Raw genomic sequence first — 16,543 nt, 5'->3', positions numbered from 1 at the left:
AGGACCCTATGACTGACCGCATCAAAGAGAACTACACCGAAAGCATCCAGACCAAGATAGCCGCCGCCGAGGCGCTGCCGGATGCAATCCATACTGCAGCCCAGATGATCACCATCTGCCTGCTCAATGGCCACAAGGTGCTGGCATGCGGTAACGGTCCTTCTGCCGCACTGGCGCAACTGTTCATCTCCGAACTGGTCAACTGCTACGAGACCCAGCGCCCCTCCCTGCCCGGCATGGCCCTGACCCCGGACATGGCGACCATCAGCGCCATCGCCACCGACCACGGTTTTGAAGAGGTCTACGCCAAGCAGATCCGCGCGCTGGGCCAGCCTGGCGACATTCTGGTGGTCATCACCACCTCCGGCCACAGCCGCAGCCTGATCAAGGCCGCCGAAGCCGCCCTCTCCCGCGACATGACCATAGTGGTGCTGAGCGGGGGTGACGGTGGCGAAATGGCAGGCCTGCTCGGCCCGAACGATGTGGAGATCCGTGTTCCCTCCGCCCGTCGCCCTCGCATTCTGGAAGTGAACCTGTTGACCCTGCACTGCCTGTGTGATCTCATCGACCAGACACTTTTCCCGCAACAGGAAGATTGAAACCATGAAAAAGCACACTATCCTGCTCGGCCTGCTGGTTAGCACCCTGCTGCTGCAAGGCTGCGCAGCCCTGGTTGTTGGCGGCGCCGCAGGGACTGCCAAGGCCTCTGGCGATCGCCGAACGCTGGGCGCGCAGTGGGATGACCAGACCATAGAGCTGAAAGCGGCCAATCTGCTGGCCGACAACAAACCGCTCAGCGCAGCCAGCAAGATCAGCGTCTACAGCAACAATGGCCGTGTCCTGCTGGTCGGCCAGACACCTTCTGACGTTTACAAGATTGAGGCGGGCAAAATTGTCAGTCGCATCGAAGGGGTGCGCCACGTCTACAACGAATTGCGCATCGGCCAACCTGCCAGTTTCACCACTCGCAGCAATGACTCCTGGATCACCTCCAAGGTGAAAGCCGACATGTTCGGCACCAAGAACTTCGACAGTACCAAGGTCAAGGTGGTCACCGAGAACGGCGAGGTGTTCCTGATTGGTCTGGTGACTCGCCAGGAGGGAGAGCAGGCAGTCAACATCGCCCGCCATGTCACCGGCGTGAAGCGCGTGATCAAGGCCTTCGAGTTCGCCCAGAACTAAGCTCGACCGCACATAAAAAAACGCAGCCAATCGGCTGCGTTTTTTATTTGATCACCTTCAGGGTCGGACGACCGCTTGGACGCGGCGGTTCCGGCTCAGGCTCCACCGGCGCTTCAGCCTGTTCTAGCCATATGTCGTAACCCGGCTCAGGCGGGAACATGGTGCCCACGCCGTTCTCCCGGGCATGAATAGCCAGTACGGCTGCCATCGGGATGTAAACCTGCTGGGAGACCCCGCCAAAGCGGGCACTGAAGCTGATAGCCTCGTTATCCATGTGAAATTGCATCACGGCTCGGGGCGCGATATTCAGTACAATTTGCCCGTCCTGAGCAAACTGCATCGGCACCATCACATGGGGAATGTTGACGTTGACCACCAAATGAGGGGTCAGATCGTTGTCCAGCAACCAGTCAAAGAACGCCCGTAACAAGTACGGGCGGCTCGGTGTCATTGTCGGTTCCATGCTCATACGCCAGCACGGATCTCGCGTTCGGCTTCGGTCAGGGAAGCCTGGAAGGACTCACGCTCGAACAGACGAACCATGTAGGCCTTCAGCTCTTTGGCGCCACGACCGGTCAGGTCGATGCCAAGGCTCGGCAGACGCCACAGCAGCGGTGCCATGTAGCAATCCACCAGACCGAACTCTTCGCTCATGAAATAGGGCATTTCACCGAAGATCGGCGCGATGGCCAGCAGGTTGTCACGCAGTTCGTTGCGTGCCGCTTCAGCATCGGTACCGGCCATGATCTTGTCGGCCAATGAGTACCAGTCCAGCTCGATGCGGTGCATCATCAGACGGCTGTTACCACGGGCAACCGGGTAAACAGGCATCAGGGGCGGATGCGGGAAGCGCTCGTCCAGATACTCCATGATGATGCGCGAGGTGTAGAGTGCCAGCTCACGATCAACCAGGGTCGGTACAGAGTTGTACGGGTTCAGCTCGGCCAGCTCATCCGGCAGATTGGCTGGATCAACCTGGCAGATATCCACGCTAACACCCTTCTCCGCCAGGACAATACGCACCTGATGGCTGAACATATCGTTGGCACCGGAAAACAGCGTCATTACCGAACGCTTATTGGCAGCTACAGCCATTGAACCCTCCCGTCATTAAAAAGCAGAAACGGCAATGAAGCATCTTGGTCTTCATTGCCGTGCATTATATTACCCGTATCTGGTCGCTTAGTGAACGTCGCGCCAGAATTCCTTCTTCAACAGCACAGTGAAGATGAAGAAGATCACGATGAATCCAAGCACCCAGAAGCCCATGCGTTCACGCTCCTGTTGTACCGGTTCAGCCGAGTAGACCAAGAAGTTTACCAGATCCAGTACCGTCTGATCATACTCTTCGTCATCCATTTCACCATTACCGTCAGATTTGATGCTGACAACCTGCTGGGTTTCCACTCCGTCGACCGTGTGAGTAGCGAACTCTGCACGGGGGGTTCCCTGCAACGGCTCCAGCACATGGGGCATGCCCACGGACGGGAACACGGCGTTATTCACCCCGAACGGACGGGTCTCATCCACGTAGAAGGAGCGCAGATAGGTGTAGATCCAGTCTGCACCGCGCACCCGGGCAACCAGAGTCAGATCGGGGGGCGGCGCACCAAACCACTTGGCGGCATCCTTCTCTGACATGGCGCTCTTCATCAGGTCACCGACCTTTGCGCCGGTGAAAATCAGGTTCTCTTTCATCAAATCTTCGGGGATCCCGAGATCTTCTGCGACCCGGTTATAGCGCTGATACTGGGTGGAGTGGCATCCGGCGCAATAGTTCATAAAGGTGGCCGCGCCGCGTTGCAGCGATGCCTTGTCACTCAGATCGTAATTGGCTTTGTCCAGATGAACAGCTCCGCCACTTGCAAATACCAGGGATGGCAGCAGGGTCAGCACTGCAAATATTATTCTTTTCATTTAAATGTCACCCTCTCCGGCAGCGGCTTGGTGCTTTCATTCTTGCTATAGAAGAACAGCAGGACGAAGAACCCGAAATATCCCAGTGAACAGATCTGGGCAACCAGCGTCAACGTCGGCGTCGATGGCAGCACCCCCAACACCCCCAGAATGATGAAGCAGACCACAAACTGGGCAATGTTCAGCTTGTGCAGCATGCTGCGATAACGCACCGAGCGCACCTTGCAGCGATCCAGCCACGGCAGCAGGAACAGTACCACGATGGAGAGACCCATCATGATGACGCCAAGCAGCTTGTCCGGCACCGCCCGCAAAATGGCGTAAAACGGCGTGAAGTACCACACAGGCGCAATGTGCTCCGGAGTTTTCAGACCGTTGGCCACTTCAAAGTTCGGTTTCTCGAGGAAGTAACCCCACATATCCGGCTTGAAGAAGATGATGGCGCAGAAGAAGAACAGGAAGCCAGCGACACCGATCATATCCTTGACGGTGAAGTAAGGATGGAACGCCACCGCATCCAGCGGCCAGCCGTTCTCGTCCTTGTGCTTCTTGATGTCGATACCGTCCGGGTTGTTGGACCCCACTTCGTGCAGCGCCAGAATGTGCATGGCAACCAGCATCACCAGCACCAGCGGCAACGCGATGACATGCAGCGCGAAGAAGCGGTTCAGGGTCGCACCGGAGATCACGTAGTCACCGCGAATCCACAGGGTCAGATCGTCACCGATGACCGGAATGGCGCCAAACAGCGAGATGATGACCTGAGCGCCCCAGAATGACATCTGACCCCAAGGCAGCAAGTAGCCCATGAAGGCTTCCGCCATCAGCACTAGGAAGATCAGCATGCCGAAGATCCACAGCAGTTCACGAGGCTTCTGATAAGAGCCATAGATCATGCCGCGGAACATGTGCATGTAGACCACGATGAAGAATGCAGACGCACCGGTTGAGTGCATGTAACGCAGCAGCCAGCCGTACTCCACATCGCGCATGATGTACTCCACGGAGGCAAACGCACCTTCCGCGGAGGGGTTGTAGTTCATGGTCAGCCAGATACCGGTGATGATCTGGTTAACCAGCACCAGCATGGCCAGCGAGCCGAAGAAGTACCAGAAGTTCAGGTTCTTCGGTGCCGGATACTTGGCCATGTGGTCGTTGTACATGGCCGTGAGCGGGAATCGATAATCGATCCAGCCCATCAGTTTACTCAACATGGTCAGGCCTCCTTGCCATCGGCACCGACCTGGATGGTGGTGTCATTAATGAATTGATAGGGCGGAATGACCAGGTTCAGCGGTGCAGGCACCCCCTGGAACACACGGCCGGCCATGTCGAACTTGGAGCCATGACACGGGCAGAAGAAGCCGGACGTAACGCCCTGCACCTGCTCGCCAAAGCTGTCAGGCAGATAGGAAGGTGAACACCCCAAGTGGGTGCAAATACCGACCGCGACAAAAATTTCGGGCTTGATCGATCTGTACCCATTATGGGCATAGTCAGGCTGCTGCGGCTCTTCAGATGAGGGATCCCGCAGCTTGTCATCATGCGCGGCCAAGGCATCCAGCGTCTGTTTGGTGCGTTTAACCACCCAGACAGGCTTGCCTCGCCACTCGACACGGATGAGCTGACCCGGTTCCAACTTGCTGATATCGACTTCAACCGGCGCACCGGCTGCTTTGGCCTTGGCGCTCGGATTCCATGACTTTATAAACGGCACTGCGGTAAACGCAGCTCCTACCCCACCAACGGCAACCGTTGACCAGGTAAGAAATCTGCGGCGACCGGTATCAACTGGCGCATTGCTCATCCAAAAACTCTCCCATGTGGACTCCGCACATTCTTTAGTGTCCCTGTTCCCCATTTTTCCCGTGACAACAGCGGCGGAAGCTGGATTTACAATTGCCACAGAAAACAGGGGAAATTTTAAAGAAAAGATAACAACTTGACAAGAAAGAGCGGTGAGCAATGAAAACAATAAAGAAACAATTTTTTGTCTTTTGTGACGCGTGGTTAGCATTGATGTCGGTAATATTACCAATAAAAAAAGCCTGGCAACCGCCAGGCTTTTTTGACACTCGAAAGAGTGAGTACCAAAAGCGAATTAACGCTTGGAGTACTGCGGACGCTTACGAGCTTTGTGCAGACCAACTTTCTTACGCTCAACCTTACGGGCATCACGAGTAACAAAGCCAGCTTTACGCAGTTCGGAACGCAGGGTTTCGTCGTACTGCATCAGAGCACGAGTGATACCGTGGCGGATCGCACCAGCTTGACCGGAGATGCCACCACCGTTAACGGTGATGTACAGATCCAGTTTCTCGGTCATCTCAACCAGTTCCAGCGGCTGACGAACTACCATGCGGGCAGTCGGACGGCCGAAGTACTGCTCCAGGGAGCGCTGGTTGATTACGATCTTGCCGCTACCCGCTTTGATAAATACGCGAGCAGTGGAGCTTTTGCGACGGCCGGTACCGTAGTATTGATTTTCTGCCATGTTGCCAGTTCCCGATTAGATATCCAGTACTTGAGGTTGCTGAGCAGCATGAGCATGCTCGGCGCCTGCGTAAACTTTCAGTTTACGGAACATGGCACGGCCCAGAGGACCTTTCGGCAGCATGCCTTTGACGGCTGCTTCGATTACCATTTCCGGTTTACGCTGAATCAGCTTGTCGAAGCTGATTGACTTGATACCACCCGGGAAACCGGAGTGAGCGTGGTACATTTTGTCGGTAAATTTCTTACCGGTTACGTGTACCTTCTCAGCGTTTACAACGATGATGTAATCACCGGTGTCAACGTGCGGAGTGTACTCAGCTTTGTGCTTACCACGCAGACGAGCAGCGATCTCGGTTGCGATACGACCCAGAGTTTTACCTTCTGCGTCCACAATGTACCAGTCACGTTTTACGGTTTCTGGCTTGGCAACGAAAGTTTTCATTAAGTTAAACCCAATTACCTGTTACAGACCCAATTGCTTATGGGGGCTCTCCCACAAACAACAAACGATGGCCTACCTGTACCCCTTCGAATACAAGTAAAGCTTAAAGTGTTGCTGTCTTATCGACAGCTGTAACGTGGGCCGGGCGATTATAAGTGAAGTTGCCTTAAATATCACCTGCTAATTTCACTGCCATGAAACCAGCAAATGTCGCCCGGCCCTACCTGCCGCAGATGCCCATCCGACTGGCAGGCGCGGTATTGTGACTAAGGAAGGTGCACTCTGGCAAGGTATTCGTGCGATTGCATTTCCTGAAGCCGCGAAAGACAGCGTTTGAATTCGAAATTCAGCAGCCCTTCGCCGTAGAGTTCTGTCATGGGAACCGCCGCTGACATGATGAGCTTGACGTGCCGTTCGTAGAACTCATCGACCATGGCAATGAAGCGGCGAGCCGCGTCATCCGTGCCTGTGCCCATTGGTTGCACATTGGCCAGCAGAACGGTATGGAACAGCCTGGCCAGCTCGATATAGTCGTTCTGGGAGCGGGGAGTACAGCAAAGTTGCTCAAACTCCATGTAGAGCACCCCTTCCCCCATCCCGAGCGACGCCAGCTGACGATGATTGACCTCGAACGTCCCCTCGCAAGCCGTGTGCCCACCGGTTAATTGCTGAAAATAGTGGTCAAGATTGGCTTTTGCCTGCAAGTCCAGCGGGCAGTGATAAATCTCGGCTTGTTCCAGCGTACGCAGGCGATAGTCGATACCGCCATCCACGTTAAGTACCTCGCAATGGCGCTCGATAAGCTCGATAGCAGGCAGAAAACGGGCTCGCTGCAGCCCGTTGCGATAAAGATCCTGCGGCGGAATATTTGAAGTGGCGACCAGCACGACACCGTGACCAAACAGCTCCTGAAACAGCGTGCCCAGCAACATGGCATCGGTGATGTCGGAGACGAAAAATTCATCGAAACAGATGATATCTGTTTCACTGGCAAGCTTGCTGGCCACCAGCTTGAGGGGATCGGACTGCCCGCTCAGCCCCTGCAGCTCATCGTGAATGCGGTGCATGAAGCGGTGGAAATGGCTGCGCATCTTGCGCGTCCCCGGCAAGCTGTCGAAAAAAGTATCCATCAGCCAGGTCTTGCCTCGGCCCACTCCGCCCCACATATAGATACCGAGGACGGGCTCCGGCGGCTTGGGCTTTTGCAGCCAACCCAGCAGCCCTCGAGATCTGGTCGGAGTCGGGCGCCGTAGCAAATCCTGATACAGTCGCTCCAGCCTGCTAATGGCCATCCCCTGCGCGGGGTCGGCCACAAAGCCGGGGCGCAGCAGATCCTGCTGGTATTTTTGCTGCGGTGTCATCCTTGAGCGCCTCTCCAAGTCCCTGAATCGAGGACAAAATGGTATCACGGCCTCAGGACGCACGGTATAGTGCCATCAAGGCATGGCGGTTATGACGACCGCATAAACCCACTCTGTTTTAGCTGTAACAAGGAGCATCTATGAGTCTGTTAACTGGGATCCTGCTGGCTGTCGCGGCCTTGATTATCGGTATCGTTCTCGGCCGTTTTTCGGTGCGTAGCCGCGATGCTGGCCGTCTGGAACAGGAACTGAAGAAGGCCCACAAGGAGCTCGAGAGTTATCAGGGCCAGATCAACACCCACTTCGCCGACAGCGCCGCCCTGATGGAGCAACTGGCCGAGCAGTATCAGACCCTCTATCGCCACATGGCCGAGCAGAGCAAATTCCTGGCCAAGGCGCAGGAACCGCTGTTCCGCGAGTCATTGGTAGAAGAAGCCCCTGCCAATGTGGCAGAAGAGCCGGGCGTTCCGCCTCGCGACTATGCTGGCGCCTCTTCCGGACTGCTCAAGCAACCAAACTAGTTCCTCGCGGAACTAATTGGCCAGTCCCGTGGTCTGACCTTGACGATTGCAATGCAACTTTTTCTGGGAGCTGTTTTTCATATGCGTAAACCTCTTTCCATACTCAGTGTGCTAGCCCTCAGTGTCGGTATCGCCATGTCTGCGGCCCCTGCTCAGGCTGCACTGCCTTCCCTGTTAGGTTCAAATCAGGAGATGCCAAGCCTGGCGCCTGTTCTCGAACAGGTCACCCCGGCGGTGGTCAATATCTCGGTTTCTGGCAAAAAAATTACCCGTCAGCGTCTGCCGGAACAGTTCAAGTTCTTCTTCGGCCCCAACATGCCCGATGAACAGGTGAGCGAGCAGCCATTCCAGGCGCTCGGCTCCGGTGTCATCGTCGATGCCAAGAAGGGTTACGTGATCACCAACGCCCACGTGGTGCACGAGGCGGACGAGATCAAGGTCAATCTGAAGGATGGTCGTGAGTACGCGGCCAAGAAGATCGGTGAAGACAAGCAGTCCGACATCGCCCTGCTGCAAATCAAGGCCGAGGATCTGGTGCAGATCAAGTTCGCCGACTCCGACGAGCTGCGGGTAGGTGACTATGCGCTGGCCATCGGCAACCCGTTTGGTCTGGGCCAGACCGTCACCTCCGGTATCGTCAGTGCGCTGGGTCGCAGCGGCCTCAACATCGAGAATCTGGAGAACTTCATCCAGACCGATGCGGCCATCAACTCCGGTAACTCCGGAGGAGCCCTGCTCAACCTGCGTGGCGAGCTGATCGGTATCAACACCGCGATTCTGGGCCCGAATGGCGGCAACATCGGCATCGGCTTTGCCATCCCTTCCAACATGGTGCGGGACCTGACCGAGCAGATCGTCAAGTACGGTGAAGTGCGTCGCGGCCAGCTGGGTATTACCGGCACCGAGCTTACCTCCGACATCGCCAAAACCTTCGGCTACAACAAGAAGGATGGTGCCTTCGTCAATCAGGTCATGCCTGATTCGGCGGCCGACAAGGCGGGCATCAAGGCAGGCGATATCATTGTCAGCATCGATGGCAAACCGGTTCGCTCCTTCGGCGAGCTGCGCGCCAAGATTGCCACCATGGGCGCTGGCAAGCAGGTCGAACTGGGGCTGATCCGCGATGGCAAGTCACAAACTGCCAAAGTGACCCTGAAGCAGGCCGATGACAGTGAAGTACGCGCCAGCGCGCTGCATCCGGCACTGGAAGGGGCCAAGCTGAGCACCACCACCGACCCGGTCTCCGGTGTCGCGGTGGCCGATATTGATCCTCGCTCTCCGGCAGCCGCTTCCGGCCTGCAGAAGGGTGACATCATCATCGGGGTCAACCGCCTGCGCATCAACACCCTGAGCGAGCTGACCAAGGCGCTCAAGAACAAGCCTGACGTGCTGGCGCTCAACATCCAGCGCGGCGACTCCTCGCTCTATCTGGTGATCCGCTAACGCTCAAGTTGTTCGCCAGCCCCTCCATCACCCGCGGCCTTCACCGCGGGTGATTTTTATCCATCGATAGTGTTATTCTCTGCGCGCAGCCTGTACGGATGAGAATGACATGAAAATCCCCCCTTTAGTCAGTTACTTGGGCAAGTCTGTCGGTTTTGGATTGACCGTCGCGGCGCTGCTGTTGCTGCTGTTTCCCCATTTTCGCGGTGGTGCCCAACTGCCCGGCATCATCACCAATGCCCGTGAACTGAGTTTCTCCTATGCCGCCCATCGGGCAGGCCCTGCCGTCGTCAACATCTACACCCGCAGCTTTGCCCCCAATCAGGGCAATCAGGGGGAACTGCGCCCGCAAGGGCTGGGTTCCGGCGTCATAATGAATCAGCGCGGCTATGTGCTGACCAACTACCACGTCATCGCCGATGCCGACCAGATCATCGTCGCGTTGCAGGATGGCCGGGTCTTCAGCGCCGAGCTGGTCGGTACCGATCAGCTCACCGACCTCGCCGTGCTCTATATCGAGTCAGACAACCTGCCGGTGATCCCGCAGGATCCCGAGCGACTGCCAGAAGTGGGAGATGTGGTGCTCGCCATCGGCAACCCCTACAACGTCGGCCAGACTATCACTCAGGGCATCATCAGTGCGACCGGCCGTACCGGCCTCTCCAGCATGGGGCCCGACAGCAATGGCCGTCAGGATCTGCTGCAGACCGATGCTGCCATCAACGAGGGCAACTCGGGTGGCGCGCTGGTCAACGGCCGTGGCGATCTGGTGGGTATCAACACCGCCACCTATCACCTCAACGGCAATCAGGAGAGCTACGGCATCAGCTTCGCCATCCCCTACCGGCTGGCCAAACGGATCATGGATGAGCTGATCGCCAACGGCCGGGTGATCCGCGGCTACCTCGGGATCTCCAGCGTCGAGATCAACCCCATAGTCGCGCGGATGATGAACCTCGGCGACCTGCGTGGTCTGGTGGTGGAGAGTCTGGATCCCAACGGCCCGGCGGCCAAAGGCGGCCTGCAGCGAGGGGATGTGCTGCTCAAGATCAACGGAGAAGCCATCAGTGGCGTACGCAGCGCCATGGACAAGATTGTCGAGAGCCGCCCCGGCACCAAGCTGACCATCTCGGTGTTCCGCTCCGGCAAGCCGCTGGAAGTGGTGGTCACTATAGAGGAAGACCTGCGCTATCAGCAGAGAACGGCCAGCTCGAGCGCCGCATCGGCCAGCTAGCGTCACTCCTTTTAATGAGAAGGGCGGGAAACCGCCCTTTTCCATATCTGCCCTCTCGGCAACGTTTCTACTGTGAGATGACTCACAGTTTCCCGCAACGCTTGCCCTGCCCCCGCCCCCCGATTTGTGCGCTACCGATCACACAAAACCAGCTTCAATAAGCACTCTTTTTACCTTTTCAGTATCCAAACGATCACTTTGGGGCCATTTCCTCAGGAATTTCCGCTTCGAATCGGAAAAACGCTGCCTCCTCCACATCGACGCGCAGGCTTAGGGTAACGCCATACCTTCTGCCAGCCTTGGAGAGCAGACATTGCAAACAGAGACTCACGACCAGACCCTGACCCCGAACAGCCCGGAGTTGCTGCGCCAGACCGATCATATCCTCGCGCGCATTTATCCCCTGCTGGCCGAACAGGGCATCATCCCCAACGAGGTGCAACGGCAGATGCTGGCCTCCCATGTCAAAGCCATGGTGTGGCGCTCCCACAGCGGCGAGCCCCTGCCGGAGGTTGACCTCAGCCTGTTTGAAGAGATCTCCCCCCTCTCACTTCGTCTCGCCGAACAGGTCGTCAGCTGGCTGGATCAGCTTGCTTATGAGGAGGCACACCTCTTGTCCGTCCATTTTGAAGTCGCCAAAGAAAACGAACTCAGCTCGGTGCAGAACCCGTAACTCAAGGAGAAATCGATATGACAGCCATCAAACTCGTGATTGGAGACCGTCTCGGCAAGGGTCAGAAAGTGGGCGCAGGCGCGGAAGCCGCCGGAGCCAACGTGACCATCATCCCAGGCATGGCCGCTGACATGAAGCTCGGCGACGTGATGAACAAGGAGCAGGCGGATCTCGGCATCTCCTTCTGCGGCAGCGGCGGCGCAGGGGCGATCACCGCCCAGACCAAATACGGCTACAAGTGCCGCTACGGCATGCGCTCTGTTGAAGAGGGCGTCACCGCCATCAACGAAGGGTGCGTGGTGCTGGGCTTCGGTTTCATGGACAAGGAAGAGCTGGGCCAGAAGCTGGTCGAAGCCTTCGCCAAGAAGCACGGACGCGCCTGATGAAAGAGAACTTCACCACCCAGGTCATCGTCAACGGCAAGGGGACGACCCGCCAGCAGGCGTTTGCCTCCGCCCTCAGCCAGGTGCAACCCACACTGCTCAAGGACAACCAGCAGGTACTGCTGCGTATTGAGCCGGTCGATGTACAGGTGCTCAAAGCCGAGGAGTCGGTCCGGGTGGAGAAGTTCCTGTTCTTCTTCCTGCCGCGCCAGCGCTGCGAATACCGCGTCCAGCTGGAGATCAAGGTTCAGGTCACCAGTCTGGATGTCGCCAAAGTGACATTCACCCAGGTGTGATGCCTGCGCAGGCACAACCCCACAAGAAGGATACGTTGGATGTTTCTAATCATTTTTATCAAGTCACTCATCATTGGCGGCCTGGTTGGCGTCGGGGTGGGGGCCGGCGCGGCGCGGATGTTCCACGCCCCGACCGTACAGGGCATGGGTGCCTTCCGCACCCTGGGCGAACTTAACTCCTGCGAGGGGGATCCCGCTTCCCACTTCTCGTTTGGTCTGGGCTTCTTCTTCAACGCCTGGGCCTCGACCGTGGCGGCCGGCGCCTTCACCCAGGATGTGGATCACCGCATCATCCCGCACTGGGCCACGGCGGCACTGCTGTTCAAAAATCGGGATCTCACCACCACACTGCACGACCCGAAAAAGATGGCCATCGCCGGCGGCATCATAGGTGCCATCGTGGTTGCCTTCCTCAACAGCACGGCCGCAGCCGTCCCGGCCGCCCTGCAGGTCACTGCGGTCAAGGTGCTGGTACCGGCCGCCAACCTGCTGGTCAACACCGTCATGCCGGTGATCTTCTGGCTCGCTGCCATCGAGGCGGGCAAGAAATCCGGTTTCTGGGCCACCATCTTCGGCGGTCTGGCACAGCTCATCATGGGCAACGCGGTACCGGGCCTGGTGCTCGGCATCCTGATCGGCAAGGGCGTGGAAGAGAGCGGCTGGAACCATGTCACCAAGGTGATGATGGCGGCCATCGTCCTGCTGTTCGTGCTGAGCGGCTTCTTCCGCGGCTTCGACATGAAACTGATTGAATCCTTCCATATGGGTGTCCCCCTGTGGCTGGAAAGTGTCCATAACCTGCTGAGCGGCAAATAAGGGGTCACACCATGGATGAGAAACTGAAAAACAACTTCTGGTACGCCGACTGGTCATTCCCCATCTTCGTCGGCCTGCTCTCGGCCGGGGTCTTTGCCGGTACCCACATGTTCTATCTGTACGGGGTCGGTGCCTTCAACGAGGTAGCCTTCGTCGCCATGCTGAAAGCCGGCATGGACACGGGTGCCTACGGCGCGGTAGCCGCGTTCGGTGCCAGCTTCCTGTTCGCCCGCATCATCGAGGGCTCCCTGGTGGGGATCCTGGATATCGGCGGTGCCATCCAGACCGGGGTCGGACTGGGCGTTCCCGCCCTGCTGCTGGGAGCCGGCATCGTCTATCCGGTGGAGAACTTCGGCGCCTCGCTGGCAACCGGCATGGGGATTGGTCTGGCCATCGGCTACGTCATCATTCTGGCGCGCAAGTTCACCATCAACCAGAGCAACTCCACTTACGGTGCTGACGTGATGATGGGTGCTGGCAACAGCTCTGGCCGCTTCCTCGGCCCCCTCATCATCCTCTCTGCCATGGGCGCTTCCATCCCCATCGGTATCGGTTCCCTGCTGGGTGCCCTGCTGTTCTACGTGTGGGGCAAACCCATCACCGGCGGTGCCATCCTGGGAGCCATGCTGCTGGGTACCTTCTTCCCGGTCGCCCTTGTGTAAGTACCAGCCGCCCTGCGGGGCGGCTCGCCAGAGGTTCTCAGCATGTACGACATCATCATCAAAGCGGGGCGCCAGGGAGATGGCCAGCTCGTCGATATCGCCATCAGGGAGGGCAAAATCGCCGCCATCGGCTCCCTGCCGGAGACGGCAGCGGCGCGGCAGACCCTGGATCTCGGCGGCCGGGTGCATGTGAGCGCAGGCTGGATCGACGGCCACACCCACTGCTACCCCGCCTCCCCCATCTATCACGATGAGCCGGACAAGGTAGGCGTAGAGTCCGGCGTCACCACCGTCATCGACGCGGGCAGCACCGGAGCCGACGATGTGGACGACTTCCAGCAGATCGCTGCTGGCTGCAAGACCCGGGTGCATACCCTGCTCAACATCTCCCGTATCGGTCTGCTACGCCAGAACGAACTGGCTGATAGCCGGGATCTCGATATGGATCTCGCCTCGGCAGCCATTCGCCGCCACCCCGACTTTATCGTTGGCATCAAGGCGCGGATGAGCGGTAGCGTGGTAGGTGAGAACGGCCTGCAACCGCTGCGCATGGCCAAGGCCCTGCAACAGGCCCACGGCCAGCTGCCGCTGATGGTGCACGTGGGTAACACACCGCCGGATCTGGACGAGATCGTCGCCCTGCTGGGGGATGGCGATCTGCTGACCCACTGCTTCAACGGCAAACCGAACCGCATCCTGACTCCGGCTGGCGAGCTGCGGGTCGCGGTGCGCGAGGCGATGAAACGGGGCCTGTTGCTCGACATTGGCCACGGCGGCGCCAGCTTCAGCTTCGAGGTGGCGGAGCTGGCTATCCGGCAGGGGATCCTGCCCCGCACCATCAGCTCCGACATCTACTGCAAGAACCGCATCAAGGGGCCGGTCTACAGTCTGGCTCACGTGATGTCGAAGTTTCTCGCCATCGGCATGACGCTGGAGCAGGTGCTCGCCTGTGTCACCCATCAAGCGGCCGATGCCCTGCGCCTGTCCGGCAAGGGGCGGCTCGAGGTAGACGCCGATGCCGATCTGACCCTGTTCGAGGTCGCCAGCGGCCCGACCCTGTTTATGGATACCGAAGCCCAGTCTCGCCGCGGTGACCAACAACTGCAGCCTATCGCCGTCCTGGTCGGCGGCGAACTGGTTCTGACTCACTATGGGAAATCACACCATGCCTTCTGTTTATGAGAAATATCAGCTCAAACCGGTGATCAACGCCTCCGGGCGCATGACCATTCTCGGCGTCTCCACCCCCGAGCAGGAGGTGGTCGATGCGGTCAACTTCGGCCTCGGCCACTACTTCGAGGTCAAGGATCTGGTCAACAAGACCGGCGCCTACCTGGCTGGCCTGCTGGGAGTGGAAGATGCAGTGGTCATTTCGTGTGCCAGCGCCGGCATCGCCCAGTCAGTGGCAGCCGTGATCGTACGCGGCGACCCCTACCGCCTCGAGCACCTGCATGCCCACCCCCATGACGTGCCAAGCGAAATCGTGCTGCCCAAGGGACACAACGTCAACTTCGGCGCCCCGGTCGGTACCATGGTCAATCTGGGTGGCGGCAAAGTAGTGGAAGCCGGTTACGCCAACGAGTGCTCCCCTTCCCAGCTGGCAGCCGCCATCAATGCCAACACCGCTGCGATCCTCTATATCAAGTCCCACCATTGCGTGCAGAAGAGCATTCTGTCGGTGGCAGAGGCCGCCGAGGTCGCCAAGACCCACGGGCTCCCGCTCATCGTCGATGCGGCTGCCGAAGAGGATCTGCGCCTCTACTACAACCAGGGAGCGGATCTGGTCATCTACAGCGGTGCCAAAGCCATTGAAGGGCCCACCAGCGGGCTGGTGCTCGGCAAGCGTCAGTACGTGGAGTGGGTCAAACAGCAGGCCAATGGCATCGGTCGCGCCATGAAGGTGGGCAAGGAGGGGATCCTCGGCCTGACCCACGCTATCGAGCGCTATCTGGCCAAAGAGAAAGAGAGCGGCGCCGCCATGGTCGCCAAGATGAGCCCCTTCATCGAGCGTCTCAACCAGCTGCCCGGCGTCACCGCCAAAGTGGTGTGGGACAGCGCCGGGCGCGACATCGCCCGCACCGATATCGCCTTCGACCACCAGCAGATCGACATGACCACTGTGCAGGTCGTCAGCCGTCTGCAACAGGGCACACCTGCCATCTACTGCCGTGGCTACAAGGCCAACGAGGGGCACATCGAGATCGATGTGCGCAGCGTCACCGTGCCCCAGCTCGACCAAATCCACTCCGCCATTGCCAACCTCGTTCAGGAGAATCGCTGATGTCCCTTACCCCCAACTACTACCGTGATCGGGTCTGTCTCAACGTGCTGGCAGGTTCCAAAGAGAATGCCGTCGAGGTATACGACGCAGCCGAAGGCCACGTGCTGGTAGGCGTGCTCTCCAAAAACTACCCGGATATTCCCTCCGCAGTTGCCGATATGAAGGAGTACGCCAAGCTTATCGACAACGCCCTCTCCATCGGACTGGGCGCCGGCGATCCGCGCCAATCCGCCATGGTGGCCGAGCTGGCCTGCCAGCTGCAGCCCCAGCACGTCAATCAGGTGTTCACCGGTGTCGGCGCCAGCCGGGCGCTGCTCGGCCAATCACAAACGCTGGTCAACGGCCTGATCTCCCCTACCGGCATGCCGGGCATGGTGAAGATCTCCACCGGTCCACTCAGCGCCGGGCAGCCCGATGGCATAGTGCCCATCGATACCGCCATCGCCCTGCTCAAGGATATGGGTGGCAGCTCGGTCAAATTCTTCCCCATGGGCGGGCTAGCCTGCCGCGACGAATATCAGGCAGTGGCCGAGGCTTGTGCCCGCCACGGCTTCTGGCTGGAGCCCACCGGCGGCATCGATCTGGAGAACTTCGAGGAGATAGTGCGGATTGCGCTGGACGCCGGAGTCGAGAAGGTGATCCCTCACGTCTACAGCTCCATCATCGACAGCGCGAGCGGGCACACTCGCCCCGAGGATGTGCGCACTCTGCTGGCCATAGTGAAACGACTGTTGGCCTGATGGCAGTCACGGCGCCGGTTCAATCACTGACCGGTGCCTGGCTTGTTGATGACCCACTTGTTAACATCGACCCTTTATCTCGCAACAGGAGTCTTG

21 protein-coding genes are annotated in these 16,543 nt (G+C 58.5%); 13 read left to right on the top strand and 8 right to left on the bottom strand.

The genetic code is table 11. From position 1 onward, the window contains the following. Positions 1–8: 8 nt before the first annotated feature. Positions 9–599 (top strand): D-sedoheptulose-7-phosphate isomerase, encoded by a 591-nt coding sequence (locus ACTG20_RS03675; protein ID WP_005336275.1) that lies wholly within the window; start codon positions 9–11, stop codon positions 597–599. Between the two features lie 4 nt (positions 600–603). Further along, the gene (gene dolP / locus ACTG20_RS03670; protein WP_005336277.1) at positions 604–1,182 is read left to right on the top strand and encodes a division/outer membrane stress-associated lipid-binding lipoprotein; all 579 of its coding nucleotides are present in this window, start codon (positions 604–606) and stop codon (positions 1,180–1,182) included. Between the two features lie 43 nt (positions 1,183–1,225). On the opposite strand, the gene ACTG20_RS03665 is transcribed toward dolP, so the two are convergent. From ACTG20_RS03665 to zapE, 8 genes are all read right to left on the bottom strand, one after another. Continuing rightward, on the bottom strand, positions 1,226–1,651 hold the full coding sequence (locus ACTG20_RS03665) for a ClpXP protease specificity-enhancing factor (protein ID WP_005336278.1): 426 nt from the start codon (positions 1,649–1,651) through the stop codon (positions 1,226–1,228). Then, positions 1,648–2,277: a stringent starvation protein SspA gene (gene sspA / locus ACTG20_RS03660; RefSeq protein WP_005336279.1), complete on the bottom strand. Its 630-nt coding sequence runs from the start codon at positions 2,275–2,277 to the stop codon at positions 1,648–1,650. The genes ACTG20_RS03665 and sspA overlap by 4 nt, the downstream gene beginning before the upstream one ends. 87 nt (positions 2,278–2,364) lie before the next feature. After that, positions 2,365–3,099 carry a cytochrome c1 gene (locus tag ACTG20_RS03655; RefSeq protein WP_005336280.1) on the bottom strand — a complete coding sequence of 245 codons (735 nt, stop codon included), beginning with the start codon at positions 3,097–3,099 and terminating at the stop codon, positions 2,365–2,367. After that, complete coding sequence (locus tag ACTG20_RS03650) at positions 3,096–4,313, bottom strand: cytochrome b (RefSeq protein WP_005336282.1); 1,218 nt, start codon at positions 4,311–4,313, stop codon at positions 3,096–3,098. The genes ACTG20_RS03655 and ACTG20_RS03650 overlap by 4 nt, the downstream gene beginning before the upstream one ends. A gap of 2 nt (positions 4,314–4,315) precedes the next feature. Further along, positions 4,316–4,906 carry a ubiquinol-cytochrome c reductase iron-sulfur subunit gene (gene petA, locus ACTG20_RS03645; RefSeq protein ID WP_005336284.1) on the bottom strand — a complete coding sequence of 197 codons (591 nt, stop codon included), beginning with the start codon at positions 4,904–4,906 and terminating at the stop codon, positions 4,316–4,318. Positions 4,907–5,200: 294 nt separating this feature from the next. Then, on the bottom strand, positions 5,201–5,593 hold the full coding sequence (gene rpsI / locus ACTG20_RS03640; RefSeq protein WP_005336286.1) for a 30S ribosomal protein S9: 393 nt from the start codon (positions 5,591–5,593) through the stop codon (positions 5,201–5,203). Positions 5,594–5,608: 15 nt separating this feature from the next. Then, positions 5,609–6,037 (bottom strand): 50S ribosomal protein L13, encoded by a 429-nt coding sequence (rplM, locus tag ACTG20_RS03635; RefSeq protein ID WP_005336289.1) that lies wholly within the window; start codon positions 6,035–6,037, stop codon positions 5,609–5,611. A gap of 266 nt (positions 6,038–6,303) precedes the next feature. Then, positions 6,304–7,398 carry a cell division protein ZapE gene (gene zapE / locus ACTG20_RS03630; RefSeq protein WP_120416073.1) on the bottom strand — a complete coding sequence of 365 codons (1,095 nt, stop codon included), beginning with the start codon at positions 7,396–7,398 and terminating at the stop codon, positions 6,304–6,306. A gap of 140 nt (positions 7,399–7,538) precedes the next feature. Here zapE and ACTG20_RS03625 point away from each other — a divergent pair, with 140 nt between their 5' ends. From ACTG20_RS03625 to dagF, 11 genes are all read left to right on the top strand, one after another. Further along, on the top strand, positions 7,539–7,919 hold the full coding sequence (locus ACTG20_RS03625; RefSeq protein ID WP_005356646.1) for a YhcB family protein: 381 nt from the start codon (positions 7,539–7,541) through the stop codon (positions 7,917–7,919). An 81-nt stretch (positions 7,920–8,000) separates the two neighbouring features. Further along, positions 8,001–9,362 (top strand): Do family serine endopeptidase, encoded by a 1,362-nt coding sequence (locus ACTG20_RS03620; RefSeq protein ID WP_136501628.1) that lies wholly within the window; start codon positions 8,001–8,003, stop codon positions 9,360–9,362. A 109-nt stretch (positions 9,363–9,471) separates the two neighbouring features. Next, on the top strand, positions 9,472–10,596 hold the full coding sequence (degS, locus tag ACTG20_RS03615; protein ID WP_005336297.1) for an outer membrane-stress sensor serine endopeptidase DegS: 1,125 nt from the start codon (positions 9,472–9,474) through the stop codon (positions 10,594–10,596). A gap of 313 nt (positions 10,597–10,909) precedes the next feature. Further along, entirely contained in the window at positions 10,910–11,269 is a 360-nt protein-coding gene (locus tag ACTG20_RS03610; protein ID WP_005355140.1) for a transcriptional regulator, read from the top strand. A 17-nt stretch (positions 11,270–11,286) separates the two neighbouring features. Next, entirely contained in the window at positions 11,287–11,652 is a 366-nt protein-coding gene (locus tag ACTG20_RS03605; protein ID WP_005355141.1) for an SFCGS family glycine-rich protein, read from the top strand. Further along, positions 11,652–11,948 (top strand): DUF4312 family protein, encoded by a 297-nt coding sequence (locus ACTG20_RS03600; protein WP_100652517.1) that lies wholly within the window; start codon positions 11,652–11,654, stop codon positions 11,946–11,948. Before ACTG20_RS03605 ends, ACTG20_RS03600 begins: the two co-directional genes overlap by 1 nt. 39 nt (positions 11,949–11,987) lie before the next feature. Further along, positions 11,988–12,764 (top strand): DUF4311 domain-containing protein, encoded by a 777-nt coding sequence (locus ACTG20_RS03595; protein WP_194495601.1) that lies wholly within the window; start codon positions 11,988–11,990, stop codon positions 12,762–12,764. An 11-nt stretch (positions 12,765–12,775) separates the two neighbouring features. Beyond that, the gene (locus tag ACTG20_RS03590; RefSeq protein ID WP_005355144.1) at positions 12,776–13,426 is read left to right on the top strand and encodes a DUF4310 family protein; all 651 of its coding nucleotides are present in this window, start codon (positions 12,776–12,778) and stop codon (positions 13,424–13,426) included. Between the two features lie 42 nt (positions 13,427–13,468). Next, complete coding sequence (locus ACTG20_RS03585; protein ID WP_194495602.1) at positions 13,469–14,608, top strand: amidohydrolase/deacetylase family metallohydrolase; 1,140 nt, start codon at positions 13,469–13,471, stop codon at positions 14,606–14,608. Then, positions 14,592–15,707 (top strand): DgaE family pyridoxal phosphate-dependent ammonia lyase, encoded by a 1,116-nt coding sequence (locus ACTG20_RS03580; protein ID WP_194495603.1) that lies wholly within the window; start codon positions 14,592–14,594, stop codon positions 15,705–15,707. Before ACTG20_RS03585 ends, ACTG20_RS03580 begins: the two co-directional genes overlap by 17 nt. After that, entirely contained in the window at positions 15,707–16,447 is a 741-nt protein-coding gene (gene dagF / locus ACTG20_RS03575; RefSeq protein WP_181269563.1) for a 2-dehydro-3-deoxy-phosphogluconate aldolase, read from the top strand. Before ACTG20_RS03580 ends, dagF begins: the two co-directional genes overlap by 1 nt. Positions 16,448–16,543: the final 96 nt, after the last annotated feature.

Source organism: Aeromonas sp. 84A (assembly GCF_051919345.1).
Lineage (GTDB): Bacteria > Pseudomonadota > Gammaproteobacteria > Enterobacterales > Aeromonadaceae > Aeromonas > Aeromonas veronii.
Note: the sequence above shows the minus strand (reverse complement) of the source record. Positions and strands in the feature narration are given on the sequence as shown.

Excerpts from the sequence above, each read along its gene's own strand:
- ACTG20_RS03675 (WP_005336275.1), top strand. The coding sequence starts at position 9 with ATGACTGACCGCATCAAAGAGAACTACACCGAAAGCATCCAGACCAAG.
- dolP (WP_005336277.1), top strand. The coding sequence starts at position 604 with ATGAAAAAGCACACTATCCTGCTCGGCCTGCTGGTTAGCACCCTGCTG.
- ACTG20_RS03665 (WP_005336278.1), bottom strand. The coding sequence starts at position 1,651 with ATGAGCATGGAACCGACAATGACACCGAGCCGCCCGTACTTGTTACGG.
- sspA (WP_005336279.1), bottom strand. The coding sequence starts at position 2,277 with ATGGCTGTAGCTGCCAATAAGCGTTCGGTAATGACGCTGTTTTCCGGT.
- ACTG20_RS03655 (WP_005336280.1), bottom strand. The coding sequence starts at position 3,099 with ATGAAAAGAATAATATTTGCAGTGCTGACCCTGCTGCCATCCCTGGTA.
- ACTG20_RS03650 (WP_005336282.1), bottom strand. The coding sequence starts at position 4,313 with ATGTTGAGTAAACTGATGGGCTGGATCGATTATCGATTCCCGCTCACG.
- petA (WP_005336284.1), bottom strand. The coding sequence starts at position 4,906 with ATGAGCAATGCGCCAGTTGATACCGGTCGCCGCAGATTTCTTACCTGG.
- rpsI (WP_005336286.1), bottom strand. The coding sequence starts at position 5,593 with ATGGCAGAAAATCAATACTACGGTACCGGCCGTCGCAAAAGCTCCACT.
- rplM (WP_005336289.1), bottom strand. The coding sequence starts at position 6,037 with ATGAAAACTTTCGTTGCCAAGCCAGAAACCGTAAAACGTGACTGGTAC.
- zapE (WP_120416073.1), bottom strand. The coding sequence starts at position 7,398 with ATGACACCGCAGCAAAAATACCAGCAGGATCTGCTGCGCCCCGGCTTT.
- ACTG20_RS03625 (WP_005356646.1), top strand. The coding sequence starts at position 7,539 with ATGAGTCTGTTAACTGGGATCCTGCTGGCTGTCGCGGCCTTGATTATC.
- ACTG20_RS03620 (WP_136501628.1), top strand. The coding sequence starts at position 8,001 with ATGCGTAAACCTCTTTCCATACTCAGTGTGCTAGCCCTCAGTGTCGGT.
- degS (WP_005336297.1), top strand. The coding sequence starts at position 9,472 with ATGAAAATCCCCCCTTTAGTCAGTTACTTGGGCAAGTCTGTCGGTTTT.
- ACTG20_RS03605 (WP_005355141.1), top strand. The coding sequence starts at position 11,287 with ATGACAGCCATCAAACTCGTGATTGGAGACCGTCTCGGCAAGGGTCAG.
- ACTG20_RS03600 (WP_100652517.1), top strand. The coding sequence starts at position 11,652 with ATGAAAGAGAACTTCACCACCCAGGTCATCGTCAACGGCAAGGGGACG.
- ACTG20_RS03595 (WP_194495601.1), top strand. The coding sequence starts at position 11,988 with ATGTTTCTAATCATTTTTATCAAGTCACTCATCATTGGCGGCCTGGTT.
- ACTG20_RS03590 (WP_005355144.1), top strand. The coding sequence starts at position 12,776 with ATGGATGAGAAACTGAAAAACAACTTCTGGTACGCCGACTGGTCATTC.
- ACTG20_RS03585 (WP_194495602.1), top strand. The coding sequence starts at position 13,469 with ATGTACGACATCATCATCAAAGCGGGGCGCCAGGGAGATGGCCAGCTC.
- ACTG20_RS03580 (WP_194495603.1), top strand. The coding sequence starts at position 14,592 with ATGCCTTCTGTTTATGAGAAATATCAGCTCAAACCGGTGATCAACGCC.
- dagF (WP_181269563.1), top strand. The coding sequence starts at position 15,707 with ATGTCCCTTACCCCCAACTACTACCGTGATCGGGTCTGTCTCAACGTG.